Here is a 23,486-nt window from a genome sequence, read left to right on the forward strand (position 1 = left end):
AATTTAATTACAGTACGCAGCCGTATAGTAAAACGCGTTTCTATAAATTAAAGTTCATCCAACCCACATACACTTATGAATGTTTAAGCATTCGAGCGCCCATTAAGTCAGTGATATAAACCCTCGACACTTAATGACCCGATAGTCAGCATTAAATCCCTGACAGATTGATCAGGCCGCAACAACCGGCCTAGACTGCGCGCATTACGGGAAGCCCCATCGACGGAGAAACAGATGCCCAAGGTCGGAATGCAACCGATCCGCCGCTCACAATTGATTGCGGCCACCCTTGAAGCCGTCGATCAAGTCGGCATGAGCGAAGCCAGCATTGCCTACATCGCGCGGATTGCCGGCGTATCCAATGGCATCATCAGCCACTATTTCCGCGACAAGAACGGCTTGCTCGACGCCACCATGCGCCACCTGATGCAGGCGCTGAGCGAAGCCGTTCGCGAACGCCGCGCCCGCCTGCCGGCGGATCAACCGCGCGCCCATTTGCGGGCGATTATTGAAGGCAACTTCGATGACAGTCAGGTCAACGGCCCGGCGATGAAAACCTGGCTGGCATTCTGGGCCACCAGCATGCACCAGCCGGCGCTGCGGCGTTTGCAGCGGGTCAACGATCACCGCCTGTATTCCAACCTGTGCGGGCAGTTCAGCCGGGTGTTGCCGCAGGCGCAGGCGCGCAGCGCAGCCCGTGGCCTGGCGGCATTGATCGATGGCCTGTGGCTGCGCGGGGCGCTGTCCGGTGAAGGTTTCGACACCCGCCAGGCGATGCAGATCGCCTATGACTACCTGGACATGCAGCTGGAAAAAGCGGGTTAAGCAACTCGGGTGGCGCACAGGGCACCACCCGAGTCCGCTTCAGCCTTGCGTCGGCAGGGCGGACACTGCCGCTGGCTGCTCACTGGCGGCCAGATCGGCCTTCATCGCCTTGAGCAGGGCGAACATGTACAACAGCAACACCACCGAGAAGGGCAATCCCGCCAGCACCACCACGGTTTGCATGGCGGTGAAATTACCGGCGAACAACAGCCCAATGGTCACCAGCGTGATGACCACACTCCAGAAGATGCGCAGCCAATGCGGAGCGTCTTCGTCCAGCTCGCTGCCCTGACGCGACAGGTTGGCCAGCATCACCGAGCCAGAGTCAGCCGGGGTGAGGAACAGCACAAAGCCCACGCAAATCGATACACCGATCACCACCTTGGACCAGGGGTAATGCTCCAGCAGCAGGTAGATGGACATGGCAGGTTGTTCCAGCGCAGCTTTGCCCAGATCGGTGGCGTTTTGATTCATCACCAGATCCAACGCGCTGTTACCGAAGATCGACAGCCAGGCCAGGGTGAACCCCAGCGGAATCAGCAACACGCCACTGACTAACTCGCGAACGGTACGACCACGGGAAATCCGCGCGATAAACATGCCGACAAACGGTGCCCAGGAAATCCACCAGGCCCAGTAGAACAGGGTCCACAAGCCCATCCACGCTTCACTCTTGCCGGACTGCCCGGTGTACACATAGAGGTCAAAGGTCTTCAGCACCAAACCGTTGAGGTAGTCACCGAGGTTTTGCACCAGGCTATTGAGCAAATGCAGGGTGTCGCCGGCCAGCAAGACGAACACCAGCAAGCCACTGAACAGGATGATATTGAGGTTGGACAGGCGACGAATGCCCTTCTCCACCCCGGAAACGGCTGCCAGCGTGGCCACAGCGCTCATCACCAGAATCACCGTGAGCAGCGCGCCCTGGCTGTTGGGCATGCCGAACAGGTACTCCAGGCCGGATGCCACTTGCAGCGAGCCAATGCCGAGGTTGGTCACCAAGCCCAGCAACGTGACGAAGATACCAAAGCAGTCCACCGCATTGCCGACCCAGCCACGGGTCAGGCGCTGACCGAATAACGGGTACAACGCCGAGCGCAAGGCCAGAGGCTGTTGATGGCGGTAGGCAAAATACCCCACGGCCAGACCGACCAGCGCGTAGATCGCCCAGCCGTGCACACCCCAGTGCAGGAAGGTCAGCTGCAGCGCCTGGCGGGCTGCCGAGGCCGTGCCCGGCTCGCCTTCAGGCGGGTTGTACAAGTGATCAATCGGCTCCGAAGCGGCGAAATACAACAGCGAAATGCCAATCCCCGAAGAGAACAGCATGCCGGCCCACGCCCCATAGCTGAACTCCGGGCGCTCGTGGTCAGCCCCCAGGCGCAGATTGCCGTAGCGCGAGCACGCCACGTACAGCACAAAGAACAGATAAGCCCCAATGGCCAGCATGTAATACCAACCAAAACTGCGCGACAGCCACACCTGGGCTTTGCTCAGCCAGGCACCGGCCGCATCGGGGAAGACGATTAATGCAAGGGTCAGCAGCAGAATCAACGCTGTCGATCCGTAAAACACAACCGGATTCAAGCGCACCTTCTCAGGGTTTGTTGTTATCAGAGAAGCAGTACTCATGGTGGAGATGAGCTCCAAGGCAATGGAAACGAACGCACCGCTGGTTCTGAGACGGCACGCCGGATTGACCCTAACCCGCTGCCGGCACGCTTCTATGGCGGGCCTTACAGCCGGCTTACCCACTGCGGCGATGTGCCGCAGAAGGGGTCAGTGCGGCGAGCTTATTCTTTGTTGTTTGAACGTTCAATAAAAATAAAGTAGGCTCGTTTTCACCTTGCCGCACCGGCTTGCAGCGCATGGCCGGCCGCCTGAAACCGAATACACCTATAAGAGAGGACTCACCCATGCCCCGTTTTGACGAACAGCAGCTCTATATCGGAGGCCGTTATGTGGCGGCCAGCAGCGGTGAGACCTTCGACAGCATCAACCCGGCCAACGGTGAAATGCTGGCCAAGGTGCAGCGTGCCAGCCAGGCGGACGTGGAACTGGCCGTGGCCAGCGCCACCGAAGGCCAGAAAGTGTGGGCCGCGATGACCGCCATGCAGCGCTCGCGCATCCTGCGCAAGGCCGTGGACATTCTGCGCGAGCGCAACGATGAGCTGGCCGAACTGGAAACCCTCGACACCGGCAAGCCACTCTCGGAAACGCGCTATGTCGACATCGTCACCGGCGCTGACGTGCTGGAGTACTACGCCGGGTTGATCCCGGCCATCGAAGGCGAGCAAATCCCGCTGCGCGACACCAGTTTCGTCTACACCCGCCGCGAGCCGCTGGGCGTGGTGGCCGGTATTGGGGCGTGGAACTACCCAATCCAGATTGCCCTGTGGAAATCCGCCCCGGCCTTGGCCGCCGGCAACGCCATGATCTTCAAACCGAGCGAAGTGACCTCACTCAGCACACTCAAACTGGCGGAAATTTACACCGCTGCAGGCCTGCCGGATGGCGTGTTCAACGTGCTCACCGGCAGCGGCCGCGAAGTCGGCCAGTGGCTGACTGAGCACCCAGGCATCGAGAAAATCTCCTTCACCGGCGGTACCGTGACCGGCAAAAAGGTCATGGCCAGCGCCTCCAGCTCATCACTCAAGGAAGTGACCATGGAGCTGGGTGGCAAGTCGCCCCTGATCATCTTCGAAGACGCCGACCTGGACCGCGCCGCCGACATCGCGGTGATGGCCAATTTCTACAGCTCCGGGCAGGTCTGCACCAACGGCACGCGCGTGTTTGTGCCGCGCATGTTGCAGGCACGCTTCGAGGCCAAGGTGCTGGAGCGGGTCAAACGCATTCGCCTGGGCAACCCGCAGGACGACGCCACCAACTTCGGCCCGCTGGTGAGCTTTGCGCACATGGACAGCGTGCTCGGCTATATCGAAAAAGGCCGCAGTGAAGGTGCTCGCCTGCTGATCGGTGGCCAGCGCGTGACCGAGGGCGAATACGCCAACGGTGCCTACGTCGCCCCTACGGTTTTCACCGACTGCACCGACGACATGACCATCGTGCGTGAAGAAATCTTCGGCCCGGTGATGAGCATTCTGGTGTACGACACGGAAGAAGAGGTGATCCGCCGCGCCAACGCCACCGAGTACGGCTTGGCCGCTGGCGTGGTCACCCGCGACCTGAACCGCGCACACCGGGTGATCCACAAGCTGGAAGCCGGTATTTGCTGGATCAACACCTGGGGCGAATCACCGGCGGAAATGCCGGTGGGCGGTTACAAGCAATCCGGCGTTGGCCGCGAAAACGGTTTGACCACACTGGCGCACTACACGCGGATCAAATCGGTGCAGCTGGAAATGGGCGGCTACACCTCGGTGTTCTGAGCACTGTGTTGTGGGAGGGGCTTTAGCCGCGAAAGGTGTCGCGGATAAAGCGGAACGCCGCTCGGCCGCTCCCACAGACCGACGGCTATCCATACGGCAGCCCGATCACCCGGTCTTCACCGCCCCGTAGCCCGGATGCAATCCGGGAACAGTTATCGCGTTTTCTCCGGAGAGATCCGGCCACAGGAGCGTTTATGCCCCAAGAATTCGATTACATCATCATCGGCGCCGGCTCGGCCGGTAACGTATTGGCCACCCGCCTGACCGAAGACGCTGACGTCAGCGTACTGCTGCTCGAAGCCGGCGGCCCCGACTATCGCCTGGACTTCCGCACGCAGATGCCCGCTGCCCTGGCCTATCCCCTGCAAGGCCGGCGCTACAACTGGGCCTACCTGACCGACCCCGAGCCGCACATGAACAACCGCCGCATGGAATGCGGTCGCGGCAAAGGCCTGGGCGGCTCATCGCTGATCAACGGCATGTGTTACATCCGTGGCAATGCCATGGACTACGACGGCTGGGCCAAGGAGAAAGGCCTGGAAGACTGGAGTTATCTGGATTGCCTGCCGTATTTCCGCAAGGCCGAAACCCGTGACATCGGCGCCAATGATTACCACGGCGGCGAAGGCCCAGTGTCGGTCACCACCCCTAAAAACGGCAATAACCCGCTGTTCCACGCCATGGTCGAAGCCGGCGTGCAGGCCGGTTACCCGCGTACCGACGACCTCAACGGCTACCAGCAGGAAGGCTTCGGCCCGATGGACCGCACCGTTACGCCCCAGGGCCGGCGTTCCAGCACTGCGCGTGGTTACCTCGACCAAGCCCGCCAGCGGTCGAACCTGACCATCGTCACCCATGCCCTGACCGATCGCATTCTGTTCAACGGCAAGCGGGCCATTGGCGCGACCTACCTGGTGGGTGACAGCAACACCCCGCACATTGCCAAGGCCCGTCGCGAAGTGTTGCTGTGCAGCGGCGCAATTGCCTCGCCGCAAATTCTTCAGCGCTCCGGCGTCGGCCCAGCCGCCCTCCTGAATGAACTGGGAATCCCCGTGGTCCATGACCTACCGGGCGTTGGCCAGAACCTGCAGGACCACCTCGAGTTGTACCTGCAATACGCCTGCAAAGAACCGGTGTCGCTGTACCCGGCGCTGCAATGGTGGAACCAGCCCACCATCGGCGCGCAGTGGCTGTTCCAAGGCAAGGGCATTGGTGCCAGCAACCAGTTCGAGGCCGGCGGCTTTATCCGCTCCAGCGCCGAATTCGAGTGGCCAAATATCCAATATCACTTCCTGCCCGTGGCGATTAACTACAACGGCAGCAACGCGGTTAAAGAACACGGTTTCCAGGCGCACATGGGTTCCATGCGCTCGCCGAGCCGTGGGCGCATTCAGGTCAAATCCAAAGACCCGCGCCAGCACCCAAGCATTCTGTTCAACTACATGGCCAGCGAACAGGACTGGCGCGAGTTCCGTGATGGCATCCGCATCACCCGCGAAATCATGGCGCAGGCGGCGCTGGACCCGTACCGCGGTCGCGAAATCAGCCCCGGCAAGGATGTGCAGAGCGACGCCGAACTGGATGCCTTTATTCGCGAACACGCGGAAACGGCCTACCACCCGTCGTGTTCCTGCAAAATGGGCGAAGACGACATGGCCGTGGTCGACAGTCAGGGCCGGGTGCACGGCCTCGACGGCCTGCGTGTGGTGGATGCCTCGATCATGCCGCTGATCGTCACTGGTAACCTCAACGCGCCGACCATCATGATGGCCGAGAAAATCGCCGACAAAATCCGTGGCCGCGCCCCGCTGCCACGCAGCACCGCGCCCTATTTCGTCGCGGGTAATGCCGCCGTGCGTGGCACCGCGCAACGCTCCGCCTAAAGCGGCGCACGCGCCTCAACGCCGCAGGGGCTCCGCCGCTGCGGCGCTGTCATATAAAGGCACGGCACGGCGCGATCGGCCGCCCATTGCGCCAGCCTTTAGCGAAGTGAAACCACAGGCGGCTTGATGCTGCAGGCGAAGGGCGTCGATAATGCGCAGTTTTCAACCAGCGCCATTGTGCGCCGCCGCCACCGGCCGACCGAGCAGACCATGAAAGACAGCATTCGCCACCTGATCCAGCACGCCCTGACCCGCCTCACTGCCGACGGCGTGCTGCCGGAGGGCCTGACTCCGGCCATTCAGGTGGAGAACACCAAGGACAAGGCCAACGGTGATTTCGCCAGCAACATCGCCATGATGCTGGCCAAGCCGGCGGGCATGAAGCCGCGCGACCTGGCCGAAAAGCTGATCGCTGCACTGCCGGCCGACGATGGCATCAGCAAGGTCGAAATTGCCGGGCCGGGCTTTCTCAACTTCTTCCAAAACACCCAGGCACTGGCCGCGCGCCTGGATGCGCTGCTCACCGATGCCAAGCTGGGTGTACGCAAGGCCGGTTCGGCGCAGCGTGTGGTGGTCGACTTGTCCGCCCCCAACCTGGCCAAAGAGATGCACGTCGGCCATCTGCGCTCGACCATCATCGGTGATGGTGTGGCACGGGTGCTGGAGTTTCTCGGCGACGAGGTGATCCGCCAGAACCACGTCGGCGACTGGGGCACTCAGTTCGGCATGTTGCTGGCCTATATGCAGGAAAACCCGGCAGCCGCCGAAAGCGAGCTGGCCGACCTGGAAGGCTTCTACCGCGCGGCGAAAAAACGCTTCGATGATTCCCCGGAGTTCGCCGAACGCGCCCGTGAGCTGGTGGTGCAGCTGCAAGCCGGCGACGCTGAGTGCCTGCGCCTGTGGCACCGTTTCAACGACATTTCCCTGAGCCACTGCCAGGCGCTGTATGACCGCCTGGGCGTGAAACTGAGCATGACCGACGTCAAGGGTGAGAGCGCTTACAACGACGATTTGGCCAACGTGGTCGCCGACCTCAAGGCCAAGGGCCTGTTGACCGAAGACAACGGCGCGCAGTGCGTGTTTATGGACGCGTTCACAAACGCCGAAGGCAATCCGCTGCCGCTGATCGTGCAGAAGGCTGGCGGCGGCTACCTGTACGCCACCACCGACCTGGCCGCCACGCGCTACCGCGCCAATGTGCTGAAGGCCGACCGCGTGCTGTATTTCGTCGACCAACGCCAGGCGCTGCACTTCCAAATGGTCTTCGCCGCTGCGCGCCTGGCCGGTTTCGTCCCCGCCGCAATGCAGATGGAACACATGGGCTTCGGCACCATGAACGGCGCCGACGGCCGCCCATTCAAAACCCGCGACGGCGGCACCGTAAAGCTGGTCGACCTGCTCGATGAAGCCGAAGAGCGCGCCTACGCGCTGGTCAAAGGCAAGAACCCTGAACTGGACGACGCCGAGCTGCGCCAGATCGCCCGCGCTGTGGGTATTGGCGCAGTGAAATACGCTGACCTGTCCAAGCACCGCACCAGTGACTACCGCTTCAATTTCGAGCTGATGCTGAGCTTCGAGGGCAACACCGCGCCTTACCTGCTCTACGCCTACACCCGTGTGGCCAGCGTGCTGCGCAAAGTAGGCAAGGGCTTTGATGAGCTGGACGGCCAGCTGGACCTGCAGGCCGCCCAGGAAATCGACCTGGCCGGCAAACTCGCACAATTCGCGGAAGTGCTCGGCGGCGTTGCCGACAAGGGCGAGCCGCACCTGCTGTGCGCCTACCTGTATGACCTGGCCGGGCTGTTCTCCAGCTTCTACGAGAATTGCCCGATCCTCGCCGCCGAGGACGATGGCGTGCGCAACAGCCGCCTGCGCCTGGCCGCCCTCACAGGTCGCACCCTGCAGCAGGGTCTGCAGCTGCTCGGTCTGGAAACCCTGGAGCGCATGTAAGTGGCGGCCAAGAAGAAGCCCGCCGCCAAACGCGGCGCCAGCCGCTACCAGGCACCGGCGAAAAAGCCGGTGCCTGGCTGGTTCTGGCTGGTCAGTGGTTTGGTGATCGGCGGCTTCATGGTGTTTCTGTTCAGCCTGGAGCCGGGCCGCGATGAAATCAAACGCGACAAGCCCGAACAGGCCAAGCAGCAAGCCAAGCCCACCGCGCAGCCGGCCGACGACAAGGAACCGGCCAAACCCAAATACGACTTCTACACCCTGCTGCCAGAATCAGAAGTGATCCTGCCGCCACAAGCCATCGAACAGCCCGCCGCCGTGCCTGAGCCCAAACCGGTCAGCCCGGAAGAAGCCGCAAAAATCGACGCCGCCCGCGCCGAAGCAGCGCTCAATGGCGAGGTGCCGCCACCGCCGCCGGTGGTGGCCAAGGGACCGGTCAGCTCGCAGTTCTTCCTCCAGGCCGGCTCGTTCCGCCGCAAGGAGGACGCCGACGCCCTGCGCGCGCAGATCATCCTGCTCGGCCAGAACGTGCAGGTGGAATCCGGCAAGGTACGCGAGGAAACCTGGCACCGCGTGCTGGTCGGGCCTTTTGCCACCCGCGAACAGCTTGGCCAGGCGCAGAAATCGCTGGCGGGCAGTGGCTTCAGCAATCTGTTGTTACAGCAGCGCCAGGTGCAGTAGACCCGCGCCAGACAAGCCCTGCGACCCTATCAGCTGACTATTTGTCGGCGCCGGCTGCACACAGGGCTTGAAGCCGGCGCGCTCAGCCCCCACTTCACTCGGCATTGGGCACTTTCGCCCCGCTGCGTGGAGACTCTCCCCTTGACCACCATCGTTTCAGTGCGCCGCAACGGCAAAGTCGTCATGGGCGGCGACGGCCAGGTGTCCCTCGGCAATACCGTGATGAAAGGCAACGCGAAAAAAGTGCGCCGCCTGTACCACGGCCAGGTGCTGGCCGGCTTCGCCGGTGCCACCGCCGATGCCTTTACCCTGTTTGAACGCTTTGAAGGCCAGCTTGAAAAGCATCAAGGTCATCTGGTGCGCGCTGCCGTCGAGTTGGCCAAAGACTGGCGCACCGATCGCTCGCTGAGCCGCCTGGAAGCCATGCTGGCTGTAGCAAACAAGGACGCCTCGCTGATCATCACCGGCAACGGTGACGTGGTGGAGCCCGAGCATGGCCTGATCGCCATGGGCTCCGGCGGTGGCTTCGCCCAAGCGGCGGCCATGGCCCTGCTGCAAAAAACCGACCTGAGCGCCCGTGAAATCACCGAAACCGCGCTGAACATTGCCGGCTCCATTTGTGTCTTCACTAACCAAACCCTGACTATCGAAGAAGAAGACTGCGCCGAGTAAGCGCGCCTTCTTCTGGAGTAAACCCGCATGTCCATGACGCCCCGCGAGATCGTTCACGAACTCAACCGCCACATCATCGGTCAGGACGACGCCAAGCGCGCCGTGGCCATCGCCCTGCGCAACCGCTGGCGGCGCATGCAGCTGCCGCTTGAGCTGCGCACTGAAGTGACGCCAAAGAACATCCTGATGATCGGCCCCACCGGCGTCGGCAAAACCGAGATCGCCCGCCGCCTGGCCAAGCTGGCCAATGCTCCGTTTATCAAGGTGGAAGCGACCAAGTTCACCGAGGTTGGCTATGTCGGCCGTGATGTCGAGTCGATCATCCGTGACCTCGCCGATGCCGCGATCAAGATGCTGCGCGAGCAGGAGATGATCAAGGTCCGCCACCGCGCCGAAGACGCCGCCGAAGAGCGCATCCTCGACGCCCTGCTGCCACCCGCCCGCACCGGCTTCAATGAAGAGGCCGCGCCAGCCAGCGACTCCAACACCCGTCAGCTGTTCCGCAAGCGCCTGCGCGAGGGCCAGCTGGATGACAAGGACATCGAAATCGAAGTGGCCGACGCTCCGGCCGGCATCGAAATCATGACCCCACCGGGCATGGAAGAGATGACCAACCAGCTGCAAAGCCTGTTTTCCAACATGGGCAAAGGCAAACGCAAGAGCCGCAAGCTCAAGGTCAACGAAGCCCTGAAGATGGTGCGCGACGAAGAGGCCGCGCGCCTGGTCAACGAAGACGAACTCAAGGCGCAGGCGCTGGAAGCTGTCGAACAAAACGGCATCGTGTTTATCGACGAAATCGACAAAGTGGCCAAGCGCGGCAACGTCGGTGGCGCGGATGTGTCCCGCGAAGGCGTACAACGCGACCTGCTGCCGCTGATCGAAGGCTGCACGGTGAACACCAAGCTGGGCATGGTGAAAACCGACCACATTCTGTTTATCGCCTCCGGCGCGTTCCACCTGAGCAAGCCAAGCGACCTGGTGCCCGAACTGCAAGGCCGCCTGCCGATTCGCGTCGAGCTGAAAGCCCTGACCCCACAAGATTTCGAGCGCATCCTCACCGAGCCACACGCCTCGCTCACCGAGCAATATGCCGCGCTGCTGAACACCGAAGGCCTGGGCATCCAGTTCGTCGCCGAAGGCATCAAGCGCATCGCCGAGATTGCCTATCAGGTCAACGAGAAAACCGAGAACATCGGCGCGCGCCGCCTGCACACCCTGCTCGAACGCCTGCTGGAAGAAGTCTCCTTCAGCGCCGGCGACCTGGCCGGCCAGCAGAATGGCGCACCGATCGTGATCGACGCGGCCTACGTCAACAGCCACCTCGGTGAACTGGCGCAGGACGAAGACCTCTCGCGCTATATTCTGTAGCGCGCCCCACCCCTGGCCCGGATGCGCTCCAGGCCAGGGAACCATTGAGGAAGCGAGCATGCGCATCCCCACCGCAATAAAACTGCACAAAGCCTCGAAAACCCTGGAGCTGCACTACGGCGCGGACGAGCACTACACCCTGCCTGCCGAGTTTCTGCGCGTGCATTCGCCATCTGCAGAAGTACAGGGCCACGGCAAGCCCATTCTGCAGACCGGCAAGCTCGGCGTCGGCCTGAGCAAGGTCGAGCCGGCCGGTAATTACGCCCTCAAACTGACCTTCGATGACGGCCACGACAGCGGCCTGTTCACTTGGGATTACTTGGAACAGCTGTCCCTGCGCCAGGCCGAGCTGTGGAGCGACTATCTGGCCGCACTGAGGGCCGCCGGGCAATCGCGTGACCCGAACGAGAGTGTGGTCAGACTGATGCTCTGAAACGCTGCACACGGCTTGCCGGAGCGCTCGCTGAGGCCACATCAGGGCATCAGCCATTTCCGGCCCCCACCGCCTACTGGCAGCCTGACAGCACGCGCTCTAACCCGCCACGCTTACCCGGTTAGAGCGCATTTTCTAATCCTTCTCGGCATACTCATCGCGCATTCGGCCAAGATCGTGGTCAGCTTGCACAAATTCACAAACTCGGGTAACCAAGTAGTTGGAAGTTTTCTTGCATCTGGCCAAACCAGCGGCAGGAAATATTGCGGAGTGATCCGCCCTTGGTAATCCGGGCAATACCTGGTTCATGGAACCCGTTCAAAGTCTCACGAGCTAAAGCCATGCAAGGCAAGAACAGGCGAAGACGCGCAGTGTACGAGCTGTCGCTCCCGAGTCTGTTCCTGCGCAGCAGCGCCGATATGCAGCAGACTGGGTGCAGGTTCTAGCCCTGTGTCGCCGTGCACAGCAAGTTGCCGGTATTTCGTCTCAGGACAATGGAGCGTTGTAGATGACAGATAAGAATAATGATGACCTGAAACACCAGGCCTCCGAGAACACCCTGGGCCTTAACCCGGTAATCGGCATCCGGGGTAAAGACCTGCTCAGCTCTGCGCGTATCGTACTCAAGCAAGCCCTCAAGCAACCCCTGCACAGTGCCAAACACCTGGCCCACTTCAGTATCGAACTGAAAAACGTGATGCTCGGCCAATCCGAACTCACCCCCACCGAAGGCGATCGGCGCTTTGCTGATCCGGCCTGGAGCCAGAACCCGCTGTACCGTCGTTACCTGCAGACCTACTTGGCCTGGCGCAAGGAGCTGCACGACTGGGTCGAGCACAGCAACCTGTCCGAACAGGACGCCAGCCGCGGCCACTTCGTGATCAATCTGATGACCGAAGCCATGGCCCCGAGCAACAGCATGGCTAACCCGGCGGCCGTCAAACGCTTCTTCGAGACTGGCGGCAAGAGTCTGCTCGATGGCCTGTCGCATCTGGCCAAAGACATCGTCAACAACGGCGGCATGCCCAGCCAGGTCAATATGAACGCCTTCGAGGTTGGCAAGAACCTCGCCACCAGCGACGGCGCGGTGATCTTCCGTAACGACCTGCTGGAACTGATTCAGTACAAGCCAATCACCGAGCAAGTGCACGAACGCCCGCTGCTGGTGGTGCCGCCACAGATCAACAAGTTCTACGTCTTCGACCTGTCACCGGAAAAGAGCGTGGCGCGCTTTCTGCTGCGCAACGGCGTGCAGACCTTCGTGGTGAGCTGGCGCAACCCGACCAAGGCCCACCGCGAGTGGGGCCTGTCGACCTATATCGAAGCGCTGAAAGAAGCCATCGACGTGGTCACCGCCATCACCGGCAGCAACGACATCAACATGCTCGGTGCCTGCTCCGGCGGCCTCACCACCACCTCGCTGCTGGGCCATTACGCCGCGCTGGGAGATAAGAAGGTAAACGCCCTGACCCTGCTGGTCAGCGTGCTGGACAATCGCCTGGAAACCGACGTTGCCCTGTTTGCCGATGAGAAAAGCCTGGAGCTGGCCAAACGCCGTTCCTACCAGGCCGGTGTACTGGAAGGCAGCGACATGGCCAAAGTCTTTGCCTGGATGCGTCCCAATGACCTGATCTGGAACTACTGGGTCAACAACTACCTGCTGGGCAACGAGCCACCGGTATTCGACATTCTCTACTGGAACAACGACACCACCCGCCTGCCGGCCGCCCTGCATGGCGAGTTTATTGACATGTTCCAGTCCAACCCGCTGATTCGGGCCAACGCCTTGGAAGTCTGCGGCACGCCGATTGACCTCAAGCAGGTCACCAGCGATCTGTACTGTGTAGCCGGCACCACCGACCACATCACACCGTGGGAGTCCTGCTACAAGTCAGCCAAGCTGTTTGGCGGCAACGTCGAATTCGTGCTGTCCAACAGCGGGCACATTCAGAGCATTCTCAACCCGCCGGGTAACCCCAAGGCGCGTTACATGACCAACACGGAACTGCACGCTGATCCGAAAACCTGGCAAGCCACTTCTACCAAGCATGCCGACTCCTGGTGGCTGCATTGGCAGACTTGGCTGGCACAGCGCTCCGGTGAAATGAAAAAGGCGCCGACCCAGCTTGGCAATAAAAAGCACCCCGCCGGCGAAGCAGCGCCTGGCACTTACGTTCACGAACGTTGATACCTGCGCACTGCGCAGCACTGCCCGCGGCACTGGAGGTGCCGCTCGCCCACCCAGGCAATGGTCTGAGTGCGGCGAACCAGGCTTTGCCCTGGCGTTTCTGGAAATGACCCGGAGGGTCTGACCCAGCGTTTTCACTGATAGGGCTTCTGCGCATGTCGCTACCTTTCGTATTCCGCACCATCGAACTGGACGGCCAGACCATCCGTACCGCCGTTCGCCCCGGCAACGGCAAGATGACCCCGCTGCTGATCTTCAACGGCATCGGGGCCAACCTGGAACTGGTCATGCCCTTCGTGCGCGCCCTCGACCCCGACCTGGAAGTCATCGCCTTCGACGTGCCTGGCGTAGGCGGTTCATCCACCCCCAGCACACCGTACCGTTTTCCTGGCCTGGCCAAGCTGGCAGCACGCATGCTCGACTACCTCGACTACGGTCAGGTCAATGCCATTGGCGTGTCCTGGGGTGGCGCACTGGCACAGCAGTTTGCTCACGACTACCCGGAGCGCTGCAAGAAACTGATCCTCGCCGCCACCTCGGCCGGCGCGGTGATGGTGCCAGGCAAACCCAAGGTGCTCTGGTGCATGGCCAGCCCCCGACGTTATGTGCAGCCCTCCTATGGCGTGCAGATTGCCCCGGACATCTACGGTGGCGCCTTTCGCCGTGACCCCAAGCTGGCGCTGGCACACGCCAGTAAAGTCCGCTCGGGCGGCAAGATGGGCTATTACTGGCAGCTGTTCGCCGGCCTCGGCTGGACCAGCATCCACTGGCTGCACAAAATCCGCCAACCAACGCTGGTCATGGCCGGTGATGACGACCCTCTGATCCCATTGGTGAATATGCGCCTGCTGGCCTGGCGCATCCCCAACTCAGAATTGCACGTCATCGACGACGGCCACCTGTTTCTGGTGACCCGCGCCGAAGCCGTGGCGCCGATCATCATGAAGTTCCTTGAGGAAGAGCGTCAGCGCGCCATCATGCACCCACAGCCGGCAGCCGCACGCACCCTGAGCTGACCGCACCTTGGTTGGGCAGGCGCCCCCTGACAACGCACCGAGGCTGTGCCGGCCGCTCAGTGCTTGACCCGTTTCCGGGCACGTTGTATTACCTGAAGCTTGTCGCGCGGTAGTCTGGAATGCACCTAGCGCGCGCGTTGGTATAAGCCTTGCTGCTTATCTATCGACCTTGAAGTCTCACGGTTTGACGACGGAGTGTTGCCCAATGCGAGACCAGCCTGCCAAAAACGCCCTGCCCGCCCGCAGCAGTGTGATGAATGCCCAGAACGCGGTGGTCGGCCTGCGCGGCCGCGACTTGCTTTCCACACTGCGCAGCCTGGCCCTGCAAGGGGTCCGACACCCCATCCACAGCGCACGGCATGCCGTAGCCCTCGGCGGCCAGCTGGGGCGGGTGCTGCTGGGTGACAAACCGTTCAAGGTCAACCCACAAGATCCGCGCTTCGCCGACCCAACCTGGCGTGAAAACCCGCTTTACAGCCGCAGCCTGCAAGCCTACCTGGCTTGCCAGAAGCAGCTGAACAGCTGGATCGACGAGAGCAACCTGGACGCCGATGACCGTGCCCGCGCACGTTTTGTCGCTACCCTGCTCGGCGATGCCCTCGCCCCCAGCAACACCCTACTCAATCCACAGGTGATCAAAGAACTGTTCAACAGCGGCGGCAGCAGCCTGCTCAAGGGCGTGACCCATCTGTTCGATGACCTGGTGAACAACGACGGCATGCCTAGCCAGGTCAGCAAACACGCTTTCGAAGTCGGCCGTAACCTGGCCACCACGAGCGGCGCAGTGGTGTTTCGCAACGAGTTGCTGGAGCTGATCCAGTACAAACCGATGAGCGAAAAACAGTACGCCAAACCGCTGCTGATCGTGCCGCCGCAAATCAACAAGTTCTATATCTTCGACCTCTCCAGCGAAAAAAGCTTCGTCCAGTACGCACTGAAGAATGGCTTGCAAACCTTCGTCATCAGCTGGCGCAACCCGGACCCGCGGCATCGCGAATGGGGCCTGTCGAGCTACGTAGAAGCACTGGAAAAAGCCATCGACGTCTGCCGTGAAATCACCGGCAGCAAGGACGTTAACCTCCTCGGTGCCTGCGCCGGCGGCCTGACCATTGCGGCGCTGCAAGGTCATTTACAAGCCAAGCGTCAGTTGCGCAAAGTGGCCAGCGCCACCTACATGGTCAGCCTGCTCGACAGCCAGATCGACAGCCCAGCCATGCTTTTTGCTGACGAGCTGACCCTCGAAGCCGCCAAACGCCGCTCCTACCAGCAAGGCGTTCTGGATGGCCGTGACATGGCGCGGGTGTTCGCCTGGATGCGCCCAAACGACCTGATCTGGAATTACTGGGTCAACAACTACCTGCTCGGCAAGCAGCCGCCGGCCTTCGACATTCTCTACTGGAACAACGACAACACCCGCCTACCCGCAGCTCTACACGGCGACCTGATCGACTTCTTCAAGCACAACCCGCTGACCCGCCCAAGCGGCCTGGAAGTCTGTGGTACGCCAGTGGACCTGCAGAAGGTCACGGTCGACAGCTTCAGCGTCGCCGGAATCAACGACCACATCACCCCCTGGGACGCGGTCTACCGCTCGACCTTGCTGCTGGGCGGCAACCGGCGCTTTATCCTGTCCAACAGCGGACACATCCAAAGCATTCTCAACCCGCCGGGCAACCCCAAATCCAATTACCTGGAAAACCCCAAGCTCACCGGCGACCCACGCGCCTGGTACCACGATGCCGAGCACGTACAAGGCAGCTGGTGGCCGGTGTGGCTGAAGTGGATGCAGGAACGCTCGGGCGAACAGCGGGACACCCTGATGGCCCTGGGCAACCAGAACCACCCTGCCATGGAAGCGGCTCCCGGCACCTACGTGCACGTGCGCTGAACAACCGCCACTGGCCGCAGCCTGCTGCGGCCAGGTATCGTCAAACGCCCCGCGGCCAGCATAAGAAGACCGGATGAAAACCCGCGACAGAATCCTTGAATGTGCCCTGCTGTTGTTCAACCAGAAGGGCGAACCGAATGTCTCCACCCTGGAAATCGCCAACGAACTGGGCATCAGCCCGGGCAACCTGTACTACCACTTCCACGGCAAGGAGCCGCTGATCCTCGGCCTGTTCGAGCGCTTTCAGGCCGAGTTGGCGCCGCTGCTCTCGCCGCCCGAAGACGTGCAGCTGGATGTCGAAGACTACTGGCTGTTTCTGCACCTGATTGTCGAACGCCTGGCACACTACCGTTTTTTGTTTCAGGACCTCTCCAACCTCACCAGCCGCTTGCCGAAACTCGAACGCGGCATGCGCCACTGGCTCAACAGCCTGAAACGCGCGTTGGCTGAACTGCTCGCGCAACTGCAGCTAGACGGCCAGTTGCACAGCGACACCGCATCACTCGGCCAACTGGTCGAGCAGATCACCCTGACCCTGCTGTTCTCCCTCGACTACCAGCGCATCATTGGCCGCGAAGGTGAAAGCCGTCTGGTGGTGTACCAGGTGATGATGCTGGTGGCCCCACACCTCGCGGGCACTTCACGCCTGGCAGCCGAGCACTTGGCCAGTCGCTACCTGGAAGCGTGATACGCAGCGCCTGAGCCCATTTACTCAGGCGCTGCGTGCGGCATTCCCACACTCAGGCAAAAGCCCCTAAACCGCAAAGGGATGATCTAAGCGCCTTTCAGGCACGACGCCCCCGATTTGAGTGCGCCACCAAAGACAGCCGCACGGCCTGGCTGCGCGCAACCGATAACCCGCGGTATAACGCGCAGGGCAAGGTGGTTGGCGTGATCAAGTTCGCCAGTGACATCACGGCCCAAATCGAACATTGCGAGACCGACACCAGTGCCGTGGAAGGGGCAAAAGGGTTCAGGATACGACAGATGTGGTGCGCTCGATTGCCGGCGAACTGGGCACCGTATCCACCAACATCCATGCACTGAGCCACCAGTCGGAACGCATCAGCAGCATTGTCCAGGTCATCCGCAGCATTGCCGAACAGACCAGCTTGCTGGCCCTCAACGCCACGATTGAGGCGCCCGCGTCGGCGATCAAGACCGCGGCTTCGCAGTGGTTGCCGATGAGGTGCGCAGCCTGACAGCAAGAACCAGCCAGACCGGTGGAAATCAACGATGTGATGCAACAGAACCAGAACCTGGCACAGCAGGCAGTCGCTGGCATGACCGGCAGCCTGGGCAGTGCCGAACGCGTGGGGGGAACTGGCCAACCGCGCGGGTGAGCTGATGCTGCAAATTCGCAGCGAAGCACAGCGGGTCGTGGATGCCATCGCACAATTCACCCACGCCATTCAGGACTGACAAGCCTGACCGATGCGGCCCAGACGCAGCCCCCACCTAAACGCAAACGCCCGGCACGAAGCCGGGCGTTTGCGTTGACTGCTGCGCGTCTTACGACTGGGCGGCAGGTGTTACTGGTGCAGCAGGTGCAGCGGCCGGCGCAGGCACCGCAGCGGCTACCGGGGCAGCAGCGGGTTTGGCAACTGCAGGCTTGGCGGCGGGTTTAGCAGCAGCCTTGGCGGCCGGCTTGGCAGCCGGTTTCGCCGCGGGTTTAGCAGCCGGCTTGGCGGCAGCTTTGGCAGCGGGTTTAGCCGCTGGCTTGGCCGCAGCCTTGACCGCCGGTTTGGCAGCAGCTTTAGCAACAGGCTTGGCGGCGGCTTTGGCAGCCGGTTTGGCCGCTGGCTTGGCCACAACTTTCTTCACGGCAGGCTTGACCGACTTGACCGAAACGCCGGTCAATTGCTCGATCTGCTTAGTCAGGCTTTCGACTTTGGCGTTGAGTGCTTTCACTTCATTGCGGCTCGGTACACCAAGACGCGAAATGGCATTGTTCAAGCGCTTGTCGAACGCCTCTTCCAGCTCGCCCCACTTGCCAATGGCCTTGTCTTTGACTTCGTCAACTTTCGACTTGGCGCTGTCCACTTTCGAACCCACAGTGGACTTCACCGCGCCAACTTGCTTGTCGACTTCAGTCTTGGCCAGTTTTTCAGCTTTCTCGCCGTCCTTGACCAGCGTATCGAACAGCTTGTTGCCGTCCTTGCTGACCTTGGAGTAGGCACCCAAACCGGCCAGCCAGATTTGACGCGAGTATTTCTCTACTTCGCCGATCCAGGAAGTGGTTTGCTTTTCGGTTTTCTTCTTAACAGCCATCCTGCTCTCCTTACTTGGTACGCGCGACGTGCTCGAGCAACGCGCTCAGCTCATCCAGCTTAGCAGACAGTGCTTCCACGTCTTGTTTGGACGGAATGCCCAGACGATTCAGGGCGCTGGCAACACGGTTGTCGAAGGCTTTCTCGATCTTGTCGAGCTGCACTTCGACCTTGCCTTTGACGCTGCTGACGTTACTGGTGACGGTGCTCTTGACGCTGTCGATCTGGCTGTTGGCGGCGTCAACTTGTTCGTTGACCAGCTTCTTGCCTTGTTTCTCAACGCCTTCACCGCTCTTCACCAGTTCTTTGAAGTACTCGGCGCCTTCCTGACCCGCCTTGGCGTATGCGCCCAGACCTGCCAGCCAGATTTTGCGGGCGTAGACTTTGGCGTCGCTCAGCACGCTGGTGCTTTCTTCAACGACGGCAGTTTTCTTTTTAACGGCAACTTTCGACATGGTGCACCTCACTCTTTATGTTTCGAGGAAACGCCCACGTAATGCAGGCTTAGGTGCACGGTATCGATGAAAATTAGAAACCGCATACTAAGCGTGAGAAAAAATGCCGGGGCCGTCTTGAGCCGAGCGCAGCAACGGCCCGGAGGGTGGCTGCCTGGGGTGTCTCATGAAAACGGCCAAGGTGTCTTCAGACGACACCTCACGCCCGCAGATTCTTGTCCAGCACGTCTTCGATTTCGCGTTTGATGGTGCCGCTCATGGCCGACAGCAACAATCCCAGGCTGAGTTGCACGCGCACGCTGTCGTCATGCACATCAATGCGGCCATCAGCACCGCTGCGTTTGAACTCCAGGCTGTCGCCGTTCCAGCGGTAACGCACGTCGTATTCTCGCGCCAGGCGCTCGGCCAGTTGTTCGGCTTTTTCGCGGGCAACCTCGCGCCCCAGGGAATGGGGTCGTTCAATGGTGATCTTGGCCATGGCATTTCTCCTCGCCCGTTAACTGCGACCTTAAGTCGCTGCGACTATAGCAAGGCTGCAAGGCGCAAGCTGCACGCAACGTCAGTGTTCCACCCACGGCACAACTTTGTGGTTTGCCGCCGCACGGCCCAAACCCAGCGGGGCTTTTTGGGTTTAGAATGAGCGCCACTTTGGATGCAGCCTCTCTGTTTTAGGAAAGGGCAAGATGAACGACCCGCGCAACAGCAGCGACAGCGAACCCACCACACACTTTGGTTTCCAGAGCGTGCCGGAAAGCCAGAAGGCGGAGAAAGTCGCCGAGGTGTTCCATTCGGTGGCCGCCAAATACGACTTGATGAACGACGTGCTGTCCGGCGGCATGCACCGCCTGTGGAAGCGTTTCACCATCGAACTGTCGGGTGTGCGCAGCGGTAACCGGGTACTGGATATTGCCGGCGGTACGGGTGATCTGACCCGCAAGTTCTCCAGCCTGGTCGGTCCAACTGGCGAAGTGGTGCTGGCCGACATCAACGAATCCATGCTCAAGGTGGGCCGCGACCGCCTGCTCGACAAGGGCGTGGCCGGCAACGTCAACTTCGTTCAGGCTGATGCAGAAAAGCTGCCGTTCCCGGATAACCACTTCGACGTGGTGACCATCGCCTTCGGCCTGCGCAACGTGACGCACAAGGAAGATGCCATCCGCTCAATGCTGCGCGTGCTCAAGCCCGGCGGCCGCTTGCTGATTCTGGAGTTTTCCAAACCGTCCAGCCCGCTGCTGTCGAAGTTCTACGACGCCTACTCGTTCAAGTTCATGCCGCTGGCCGGCAAGCTGATCACCAACGATGCCGACAGCTACCGCTACCTGGCCGAGTCGATCCGCATGCACCCGGATCAGAACACCCTCAAGGCGATGATGGTCGAAGCCGGCTTCGAGCGCGTCACCTACCACAACATGACCGGCGGCATCGTCGCCCTGCACCGCGGCATCAAGCCCTGATGCTGCTCACCGGGCTGCTGGCTGGGGTTGAACTCGGCCTCAATCGTGTACTGGCCATGGACAGCACCGCGCTGCCACGGCTGGCCCGCTTGAGCGGTCGGGTGATTGCCGTGGAATGCGCCGCACCAGCGCTGCAACTGTTTATTCTGCCTAGCGCCAGCGGTCTTCAACTGGCCGCACAATGGGGCGGTGAGGCCGATTGCCAGTTGCGCGCATCCGCCGCCAGCCTGCTGCGCCTGGCCACCAGCAAGGACAAAACCAGCATCCTGCACAGCCCTGACGTCACGCTGGACGGCGACAGCGCTGCCCTGCTGGAGTTGGCAGGCATCCTTCAGGACCTGGAGTTGGACTGGGAATACGAGCTGTCACGCTGGCTCGGCCCGGTCGGCAGCCAGCTGCTCGGCGGCCACCTGCGCAGCCGATTCAACTGGACCAGCCAGGCCCTCGACAGCCTGCGCCTGAACCTGGCCGACTACCTCAGCGAAGAATCCCGCAGCCTGGTTGGCCAGCGCGAAGCCGATGCGCGCTTCGCCGAACTGGATCAGCTCAAGCTGTCCCTTGATCGACTCGACGCGCGCATCGAGCGCCTCGCCCAACGCCATAAGCCCATCGCATGAAGCTGCTAGCCCTGCGTCGCCTGCTGCGTATCCAGCGCGTGATTGTTCGTTATCAACTGGATGATCTGCTGTTCGACCTGCCGCTGCCCTTCTGGGCGCGTCTGTTGCGCTACGCACTGCCCTGGCGCTGGCTGCCACGGCGCCCAATGGTGCTGTCGCGCGGCGCACGCCTGCGTTTGGCACTGGAAGAGCTGGGGCCCATTTTCATCAAATTCGGCCAGGTCCTCTCCACCCGCCGCGACCTGCTGCCGCTGGACATCGCTGACGAACTGGCCAAGCTGCAGGATCAGGTGCCACCCTTTGACCCGGCCAAGGCGCAAGCGCTGATCGAAGCGCAACTGGGGGCCAAGGTCAGCGACGTGTTCGCCCGCTTTGATGCCCTGCCATTGGCGTCAGCCTCAGTGGCTCAGGTGCATGCCGCGCAGCTGAAAAGTGGCGAAGAAGTGGTGGTCAAGGTGATCCGCCCCGGCCTGAAGCCGGTGATCGAGCAAGACATCGCCTGGCTGTTCCTGCTGGCCAAATTGGCCGAACGCGCCTCCGCCGATGCCCGCCGTCTGCGCCCGGTGGAAGTGGTCAGCGACTACCAGAAAACCATCATCGATGAACTCGATCTGCTGCGTGAAGCGGCCAACGCCAGCCAGTTGCGGCGCAACTTCGAAGGCTCGCCGCTGCTCTACGTGCCGCAGGTGTATTGGGACTATTGCCGGCCCAAAGTGCTGGTCATGGAGCGCATTTACGGTATTCAGGTCACCGATCTGGACACCTTGGCCGACCAACGCACCGACATGAAAAAACTGGCCGAACGCGGCGTAGAAATCTTCTTCACCCAGGTGTTCCGCGACAGCTTCTTCCACGCCGACATGCACCCCGGCAACATCTTCGTCAGCACGCGCACGCCGTGGAACCCGCAGTACATCGCCATCGACTGCGGCATCATCGGCAGCCTCACCGCCGAAGATCAGGACTACCTGGCGCGTAACCTGATCGCCTTCTTCAAGCGTGACTACCGCCGCGTGGCGCAGCTGCATATTGATTCCGGCTGGGTGCCGGCAGAAACCCAAATCAATGATTTCGAGGCCGCGATCCGCACCGTGTGCGAGCCGATCTTTGAAAAGCCGCTCAAAGACATCTCCTTCGGCCAGGTGCTGCTACGCCTGTTCCAGACCGCACGGCGCTTCAATATGGAAGTGCAGCCGCAGCTGGTGCTGCTGCAAAAGACCCTGCTGAATATCGAAGGCCTGGGCCGACAGCTGTACCCGGATCTGGACCTGTGGAGCACCGCGCAGCCATTCCTGGAGCGTTGGATGCGTGAACGCATCAGCCCGCTGCATCTGCTGCGCAACCTGCAATTGCAGGCCGAGCAGGTACCGCACCTGTCGCAGATTGCCCGCGATGCGCTGGAGCGCCTCAACCAGCCCGCAGCCAGTCGCCAGTCACAGCCTACGAGCGGGCGCCAATGGCCCGCCCGCTTGCTCGGCGCGGCGCTGATCGCAGGGGCGGCCACCCAGGGCCTGGTGCTGAGCCTGAGCGTCTGGCCCAGCTGGCTGATGCTGGCGGGCGGTCTCTATCTGATACTGCGCCGATAGCCACACCGGGCGTGCACTGGCACACTAGCTTTCTGAATCAGACAGCCCGAGATGGGCGGAACTTGTAATGACTGACTGGCTCGACGAAATCAACTGGAACAGCGACGGCCTGGTGCCGGCCATCGCTCAGGACCACAAGACCGGCCGTGTGCTGATGATGGCCTGGATGAACCGTGAAGCCCTGAGCCTGACGGCCAGCGAGCAGCGTGCCATCTACTGGTCACGCTCGCGCGGCAAACTCTGGCGCAAGGGTGAAGAATCCGGTCATGTGCAGAAACTGCATGAGATACGCCTGGACTGCGACGCTGACGTGATCATTCTGATGGTTGAGCAGCTGGGCGGTATTGCCTGCCACACCGGCCGCGAGAGCTGCTTTTACCGGGTGTTCGAGAATGGCACCTGGAAAACGGTCGAAGCAGTACTGAAAGACCCGCACGCCATCTACAGCGCAGGACATACCCATGAGTGATTCGGCCATGACTGATACCCTGAGCCGCCTGGCCGAGGTGCTGGAGTCGCGCAAAGGCGCGGCCGCCGACAGCTCCTATGTCGCCAGCCTATACCACAAGGGCTTGAACAAGATTCTGGAAAAGGTCGGCGAGGAGTCGGTGGAAACCATCCTTGCCGCCAAAGACGCAGCCGTCAGCGGCGACTGCAGCAATGTGATCTATGAAACCGCCGACCTGTGGTTCCATAGCCTGGTCATGCTGGCCGCCCTCGGCCAGCATCCGCAGGCGGTACTGGATGAACTGGACCGGCGTTTCGGTCTGTCCGGGCACGCGGAAAAAGCCGCGCGCGACACCAACTAATCAATCTT

The 23,486-nt window shown here is 61.5% G+C and carries 21 protein-coding genes and 1 pseudogene; 18 read left to right on the forward strand and 4 right to left on the reverse strand.

Annotated features, from left to right (window positions below):
- Positions 1-234 precede the first annotated feature (234 nt).
- On the forward strand, positions 235-825 hold the full coding sequence (gene betI, locus DBR00_RS17960; protein WP_108488618.1) for a transcriptional regulator BetI: 591 nt from the start codon (positions 235-237) through the stop codon (positions 823-825).
- Between the two features lie 39 nt (positions 826-864).
- Here the strand turns inward: betI and DBR00_RS17965 are convergent, their stop codons facing one another.
- Complete coding sequence (locus tag DBR00_RS17965; RefSeq protein WP_108488617.1) at positions 865-2,397, reverse strand: BCCT family transporter; 1,533 nt, start codon at positions 2,395-2,397, stop codon at positions 865-867.
- A 341-nt stretch (positions 2,398-2,738) separates the two neighbouring features.
- Here DBR00_RS17965 and betB point away from each other — a divergent pair, with 341 nt between their 5' ends.
- The 12 genes and pseudogenes from betB to DBR00_RS21295 form a co-directional block, all read left to right on the forward strand.
- Positions 2,739-4,211 (forward strand): betaine-aldehyde dehydrogenase, encoded by a 1,473-nt coding sequence (gene betB / locus DBR00_RS17970; protein ID WP_108488616.1) that lies wholly within the window; start codon positions 2,739-2,741, stop codon positions 4,209-4,211.
- Between the two features lie 194 nt (positions 4,212-4,405).
- Entirely contained in the window at positions 4,406-6,094 is a 1,689-nt protein-coding gene (betA, locus tag DBR00_RS17975) for a choline dehydrogenase (RefSeq protein WP_108488615.1), read from the forward strand.
- A gap of 210 nt (positions 6,095-6,304) precedes the next feature.
- On the forward strand, positions 6,305-8,044 hold the full coding sequence (argS, locus tag DBR00_RS17980) for an arginine--tRNA ligase (RefSeq protein ID WP_108488637.1): 1,740 nt from the start codon (positions 6,305-6,307) through the stop codon (positions 8,042-8,044).
- A complete protein-coding gene (locus tag DBR00_RS17985; RefSeq protein WP_108488614.1) occupies positions 8,045-8,722 on the forward strand; it encodes an SPOR domain-containing protein in 678 nt (225 codons plus the stop codon).
- Between the two features lie 141 nt (positions 8,723-8,863).
- Positions 8,864-9,394 (forward strand): ATP-dependent protease subunit HslV, encoded by a 531-nt coding sequence (gene hslV / locus DBR00_RS17990; protein WP_090254921.1) that lies wholly within the window; start codon positions 8,864-8,866, stop codon positions 9,392-9,394.
- Positions 9,395-9,421: 27 nt separating this feature from the next.
- Positions 9,422-10,762: an ATP-dependent protease ATPase subunit HslU gene (gene hslU, locus DBR00_RS17995; RefSeq protein ID WP_108538094.1), complete on the forward strand. Its 1,341-nt coding sequence runs from the start codon at positions 9,422-9,424 to the stop codon at positions 10,760-10,762.
- A gap of 58 nt (positions 10,763-10,820) precedes the next feature.
- Positions 10,821-11,195, forward strand: coding sequence for a gamma-butyrobetaine hydroxylase-like domain-containing protein (locus tag DBR00_RS18000; RefSeq protein ID WP_108490555.1), 375 nt, complete (start codon positions 10,821-10,823; stop codon positions 11,193-11,195).
- Between the two features lie 508 nt (positions 11,196-11,703).
- Positions 11,704-13,383 (forward strand): class II poly(R)-hydroxyalkanoic acid synthase, encoded by a 1,680-nt coding sequence (gene phaC / locus DBR00_RS18005; RefSeq protein ID WP_108538095.1) that lies wholly within the window; start codon positions 11,704-11,706, stop codon positions 13,381-13,383.
- Positions 13,384-13,538: 155 nt separating this feature from the next.
- On the forward strand, positions 13,539-14,399 hold the full coding sequence (gene phaZ, locus DBR00_RS18010; RefSeq protein ID WP_108486249.1) for a poly(3-hydroxyalkanoate) depolymerase: 861 nt from the start codon (positions 13,539-13,541) through the stop codon (positions 14,397-14,399).
- Between the two features lie 205 nt (positions 14,400-14,604).
- On the forward strand, positions 14,605-16,287 hold the full coding sequence (phaC, locus tag DBR00_RS18015; protein WP_108486248.1) for a class II poly(R)-hydroxyalkanoic acid synthase: 1,683 nt from the start codon (positions 14,605-14,607) through the stop codon (positions 16,285-16,287).
- 73 nt (positions 16,288-16,360) lie between these two features.
- Entirely contained in the window at positions 16,361-16,975 is a 615-nt protein-coding gene (locus DBR00_RS18020) for a TetR/AcrR family transcriptional regulator (RefSeq protein ID WP_108486247.1), read from the forward strand.
- Positions 16,976-17,360: 385 nt separating this feature from the next.
- Positions 17,361-17,515: pseudogene (locus tag DBR00_RS21295) on the forward strand (methyl-accepting chemotaxis protein); the annotation flags it as partial.
- 284 nt (positions 17,516-17,799) lie between these two features.
- Here the strand turns inward: DBR00_RS21295 and DBR00_RS18035 are convergent.
- The 3 genes from DBR00_RS18035 to DBR00_RS18045 all read right to left on the reverse strand — a co-directional run bounded on the left by DBR00_RS18035 (position 17,800) and on the right by DBR00_RS18045 (position 19,490).
- Positions 17,800-18,558 carry a phasin family protein gene (locus tag DBR00_RS18035; RefSeq protein WP_108486246.1) on the reverse strand — a complete coding sequence of 253 codons (759 nt, stop codon included), beginning with the start codon at positions 18,556-18,558 and terminating at the stop codon, positions 17,800-17,802.
- Between the two features lie 10 nt (positions 18,559-18,568).
- Positions 18,569-19,012: a phasin family protein gene (locus DBR00_RS18040; protein ID WP_108486245.1), complete on the reverse strand. Its 444-nt coding sequence runs from the start codon at positions 19,010-19,012 to the stop codon at positions 18,569-18,571.
- A gap of 199 nt (positions 19,013-19,211) precedes the next feature.
- Complete coding sequence (locus DBR00_RS18045) at positions 19,212-19,490, reverse strand: polyhydroxyalkanoic acid system family protein (protein ID WP_108486244.1); 279 nt, start codon at positions 19,488-19,490, stop codon at positions 19,212-19,214.
- Positions 19,491-19,695: 205 nt separating this feature from the next.
- On the opposite strand from DBR00_RS18045, the gene ubiE reads away from it, so the two are divergent.
- The 5 genes from ubiE to DBR00_RS18070 all read left to right on the forward strand — a co-directional run bounded on the left by ubiE (position 19,696) and on the right by DBR00_RS18070 (position 23,478).
- Positions 19,696-20,466 (forward strand): bifunctional demethylmenaquinone methyltransferase/2-methoxy-6-polyprenyl-1,4-benzoquinol methylase UbiE, encoded by a 771-nt coding sequence (gene ubiE / locus DBR00_RS18050; protein WP_108486243.1) that lies wholly within the window; start codon positions 19,696-19,698, stop codon positions 20,464-20,466.
- On the forward strand, positions 20,466-21,083 hold the full coding sequence (locus tag DBR00_RS18055) for an SCP2 domain-containing protein (protein ID WP_108486242.1): 618 nt from the start codon (positions 20,466-20,468) through the stop codon (positions 21,081-21,083). The genes ubiE and DBR00_RS18055 overlap by 1 nt, the downstream gene beginning before the upstream one ends.
- Positions 21,080-22,669 (forward strand): ubiquinone biosynthesis regulatory protein kinase UbiB, encoded by a 1,590-nt coding sequence (gene ubiB / locus DBR00_RS18060; RefSeq protein WP_108486241.1) that lies wholly within the window; start codon positions 21,080-21,082, stop codon positions 22,667-22,669. The genes DBR00_RS18055 and ubiB overlap by 4 nt, the downstream gene beginning before the upstream one ends.
- Before the next feature lie 67 nt (positions 22,670-22,736).
- Positions 22,737-23,138 (forward strand): phosphoribosyl-AMP cyclohydrolase, encoded by a 402-nt coding sequence (gene hisI, locus DBR00_RS18065; protein ID WP_108486240.1) that lies wholly within the window; start codon positions 22,737-22,739, stop codon positions 23,136-23,138.
- Between the two features lie 7 nt (positions 23,139-23,145).
- Positions 23,146-23,478, forward strand: coding sequence for a phosphoribosyl-ATP diphosphatase (locus DBR00_RS18070; RefSeq protein ID WP_108486253.1), 333 nt, complete (start codon positions 23,146-23,148; stop codon positions 23,476-23,478).
- Positions 23,479-23,486: the final 8 nt, after the last annotated feature.

It is taken from the genome of Pseudomonas sp. HMWF032, assembly GCF_003060885.1.
In the GTDB taxonomy this organism is placed as follows: Bacteria; Pseudomonadota; Gammaproteobacteria; order Pseudomonadales; family Pseudomonadaceae; genus Aquipseudomonas.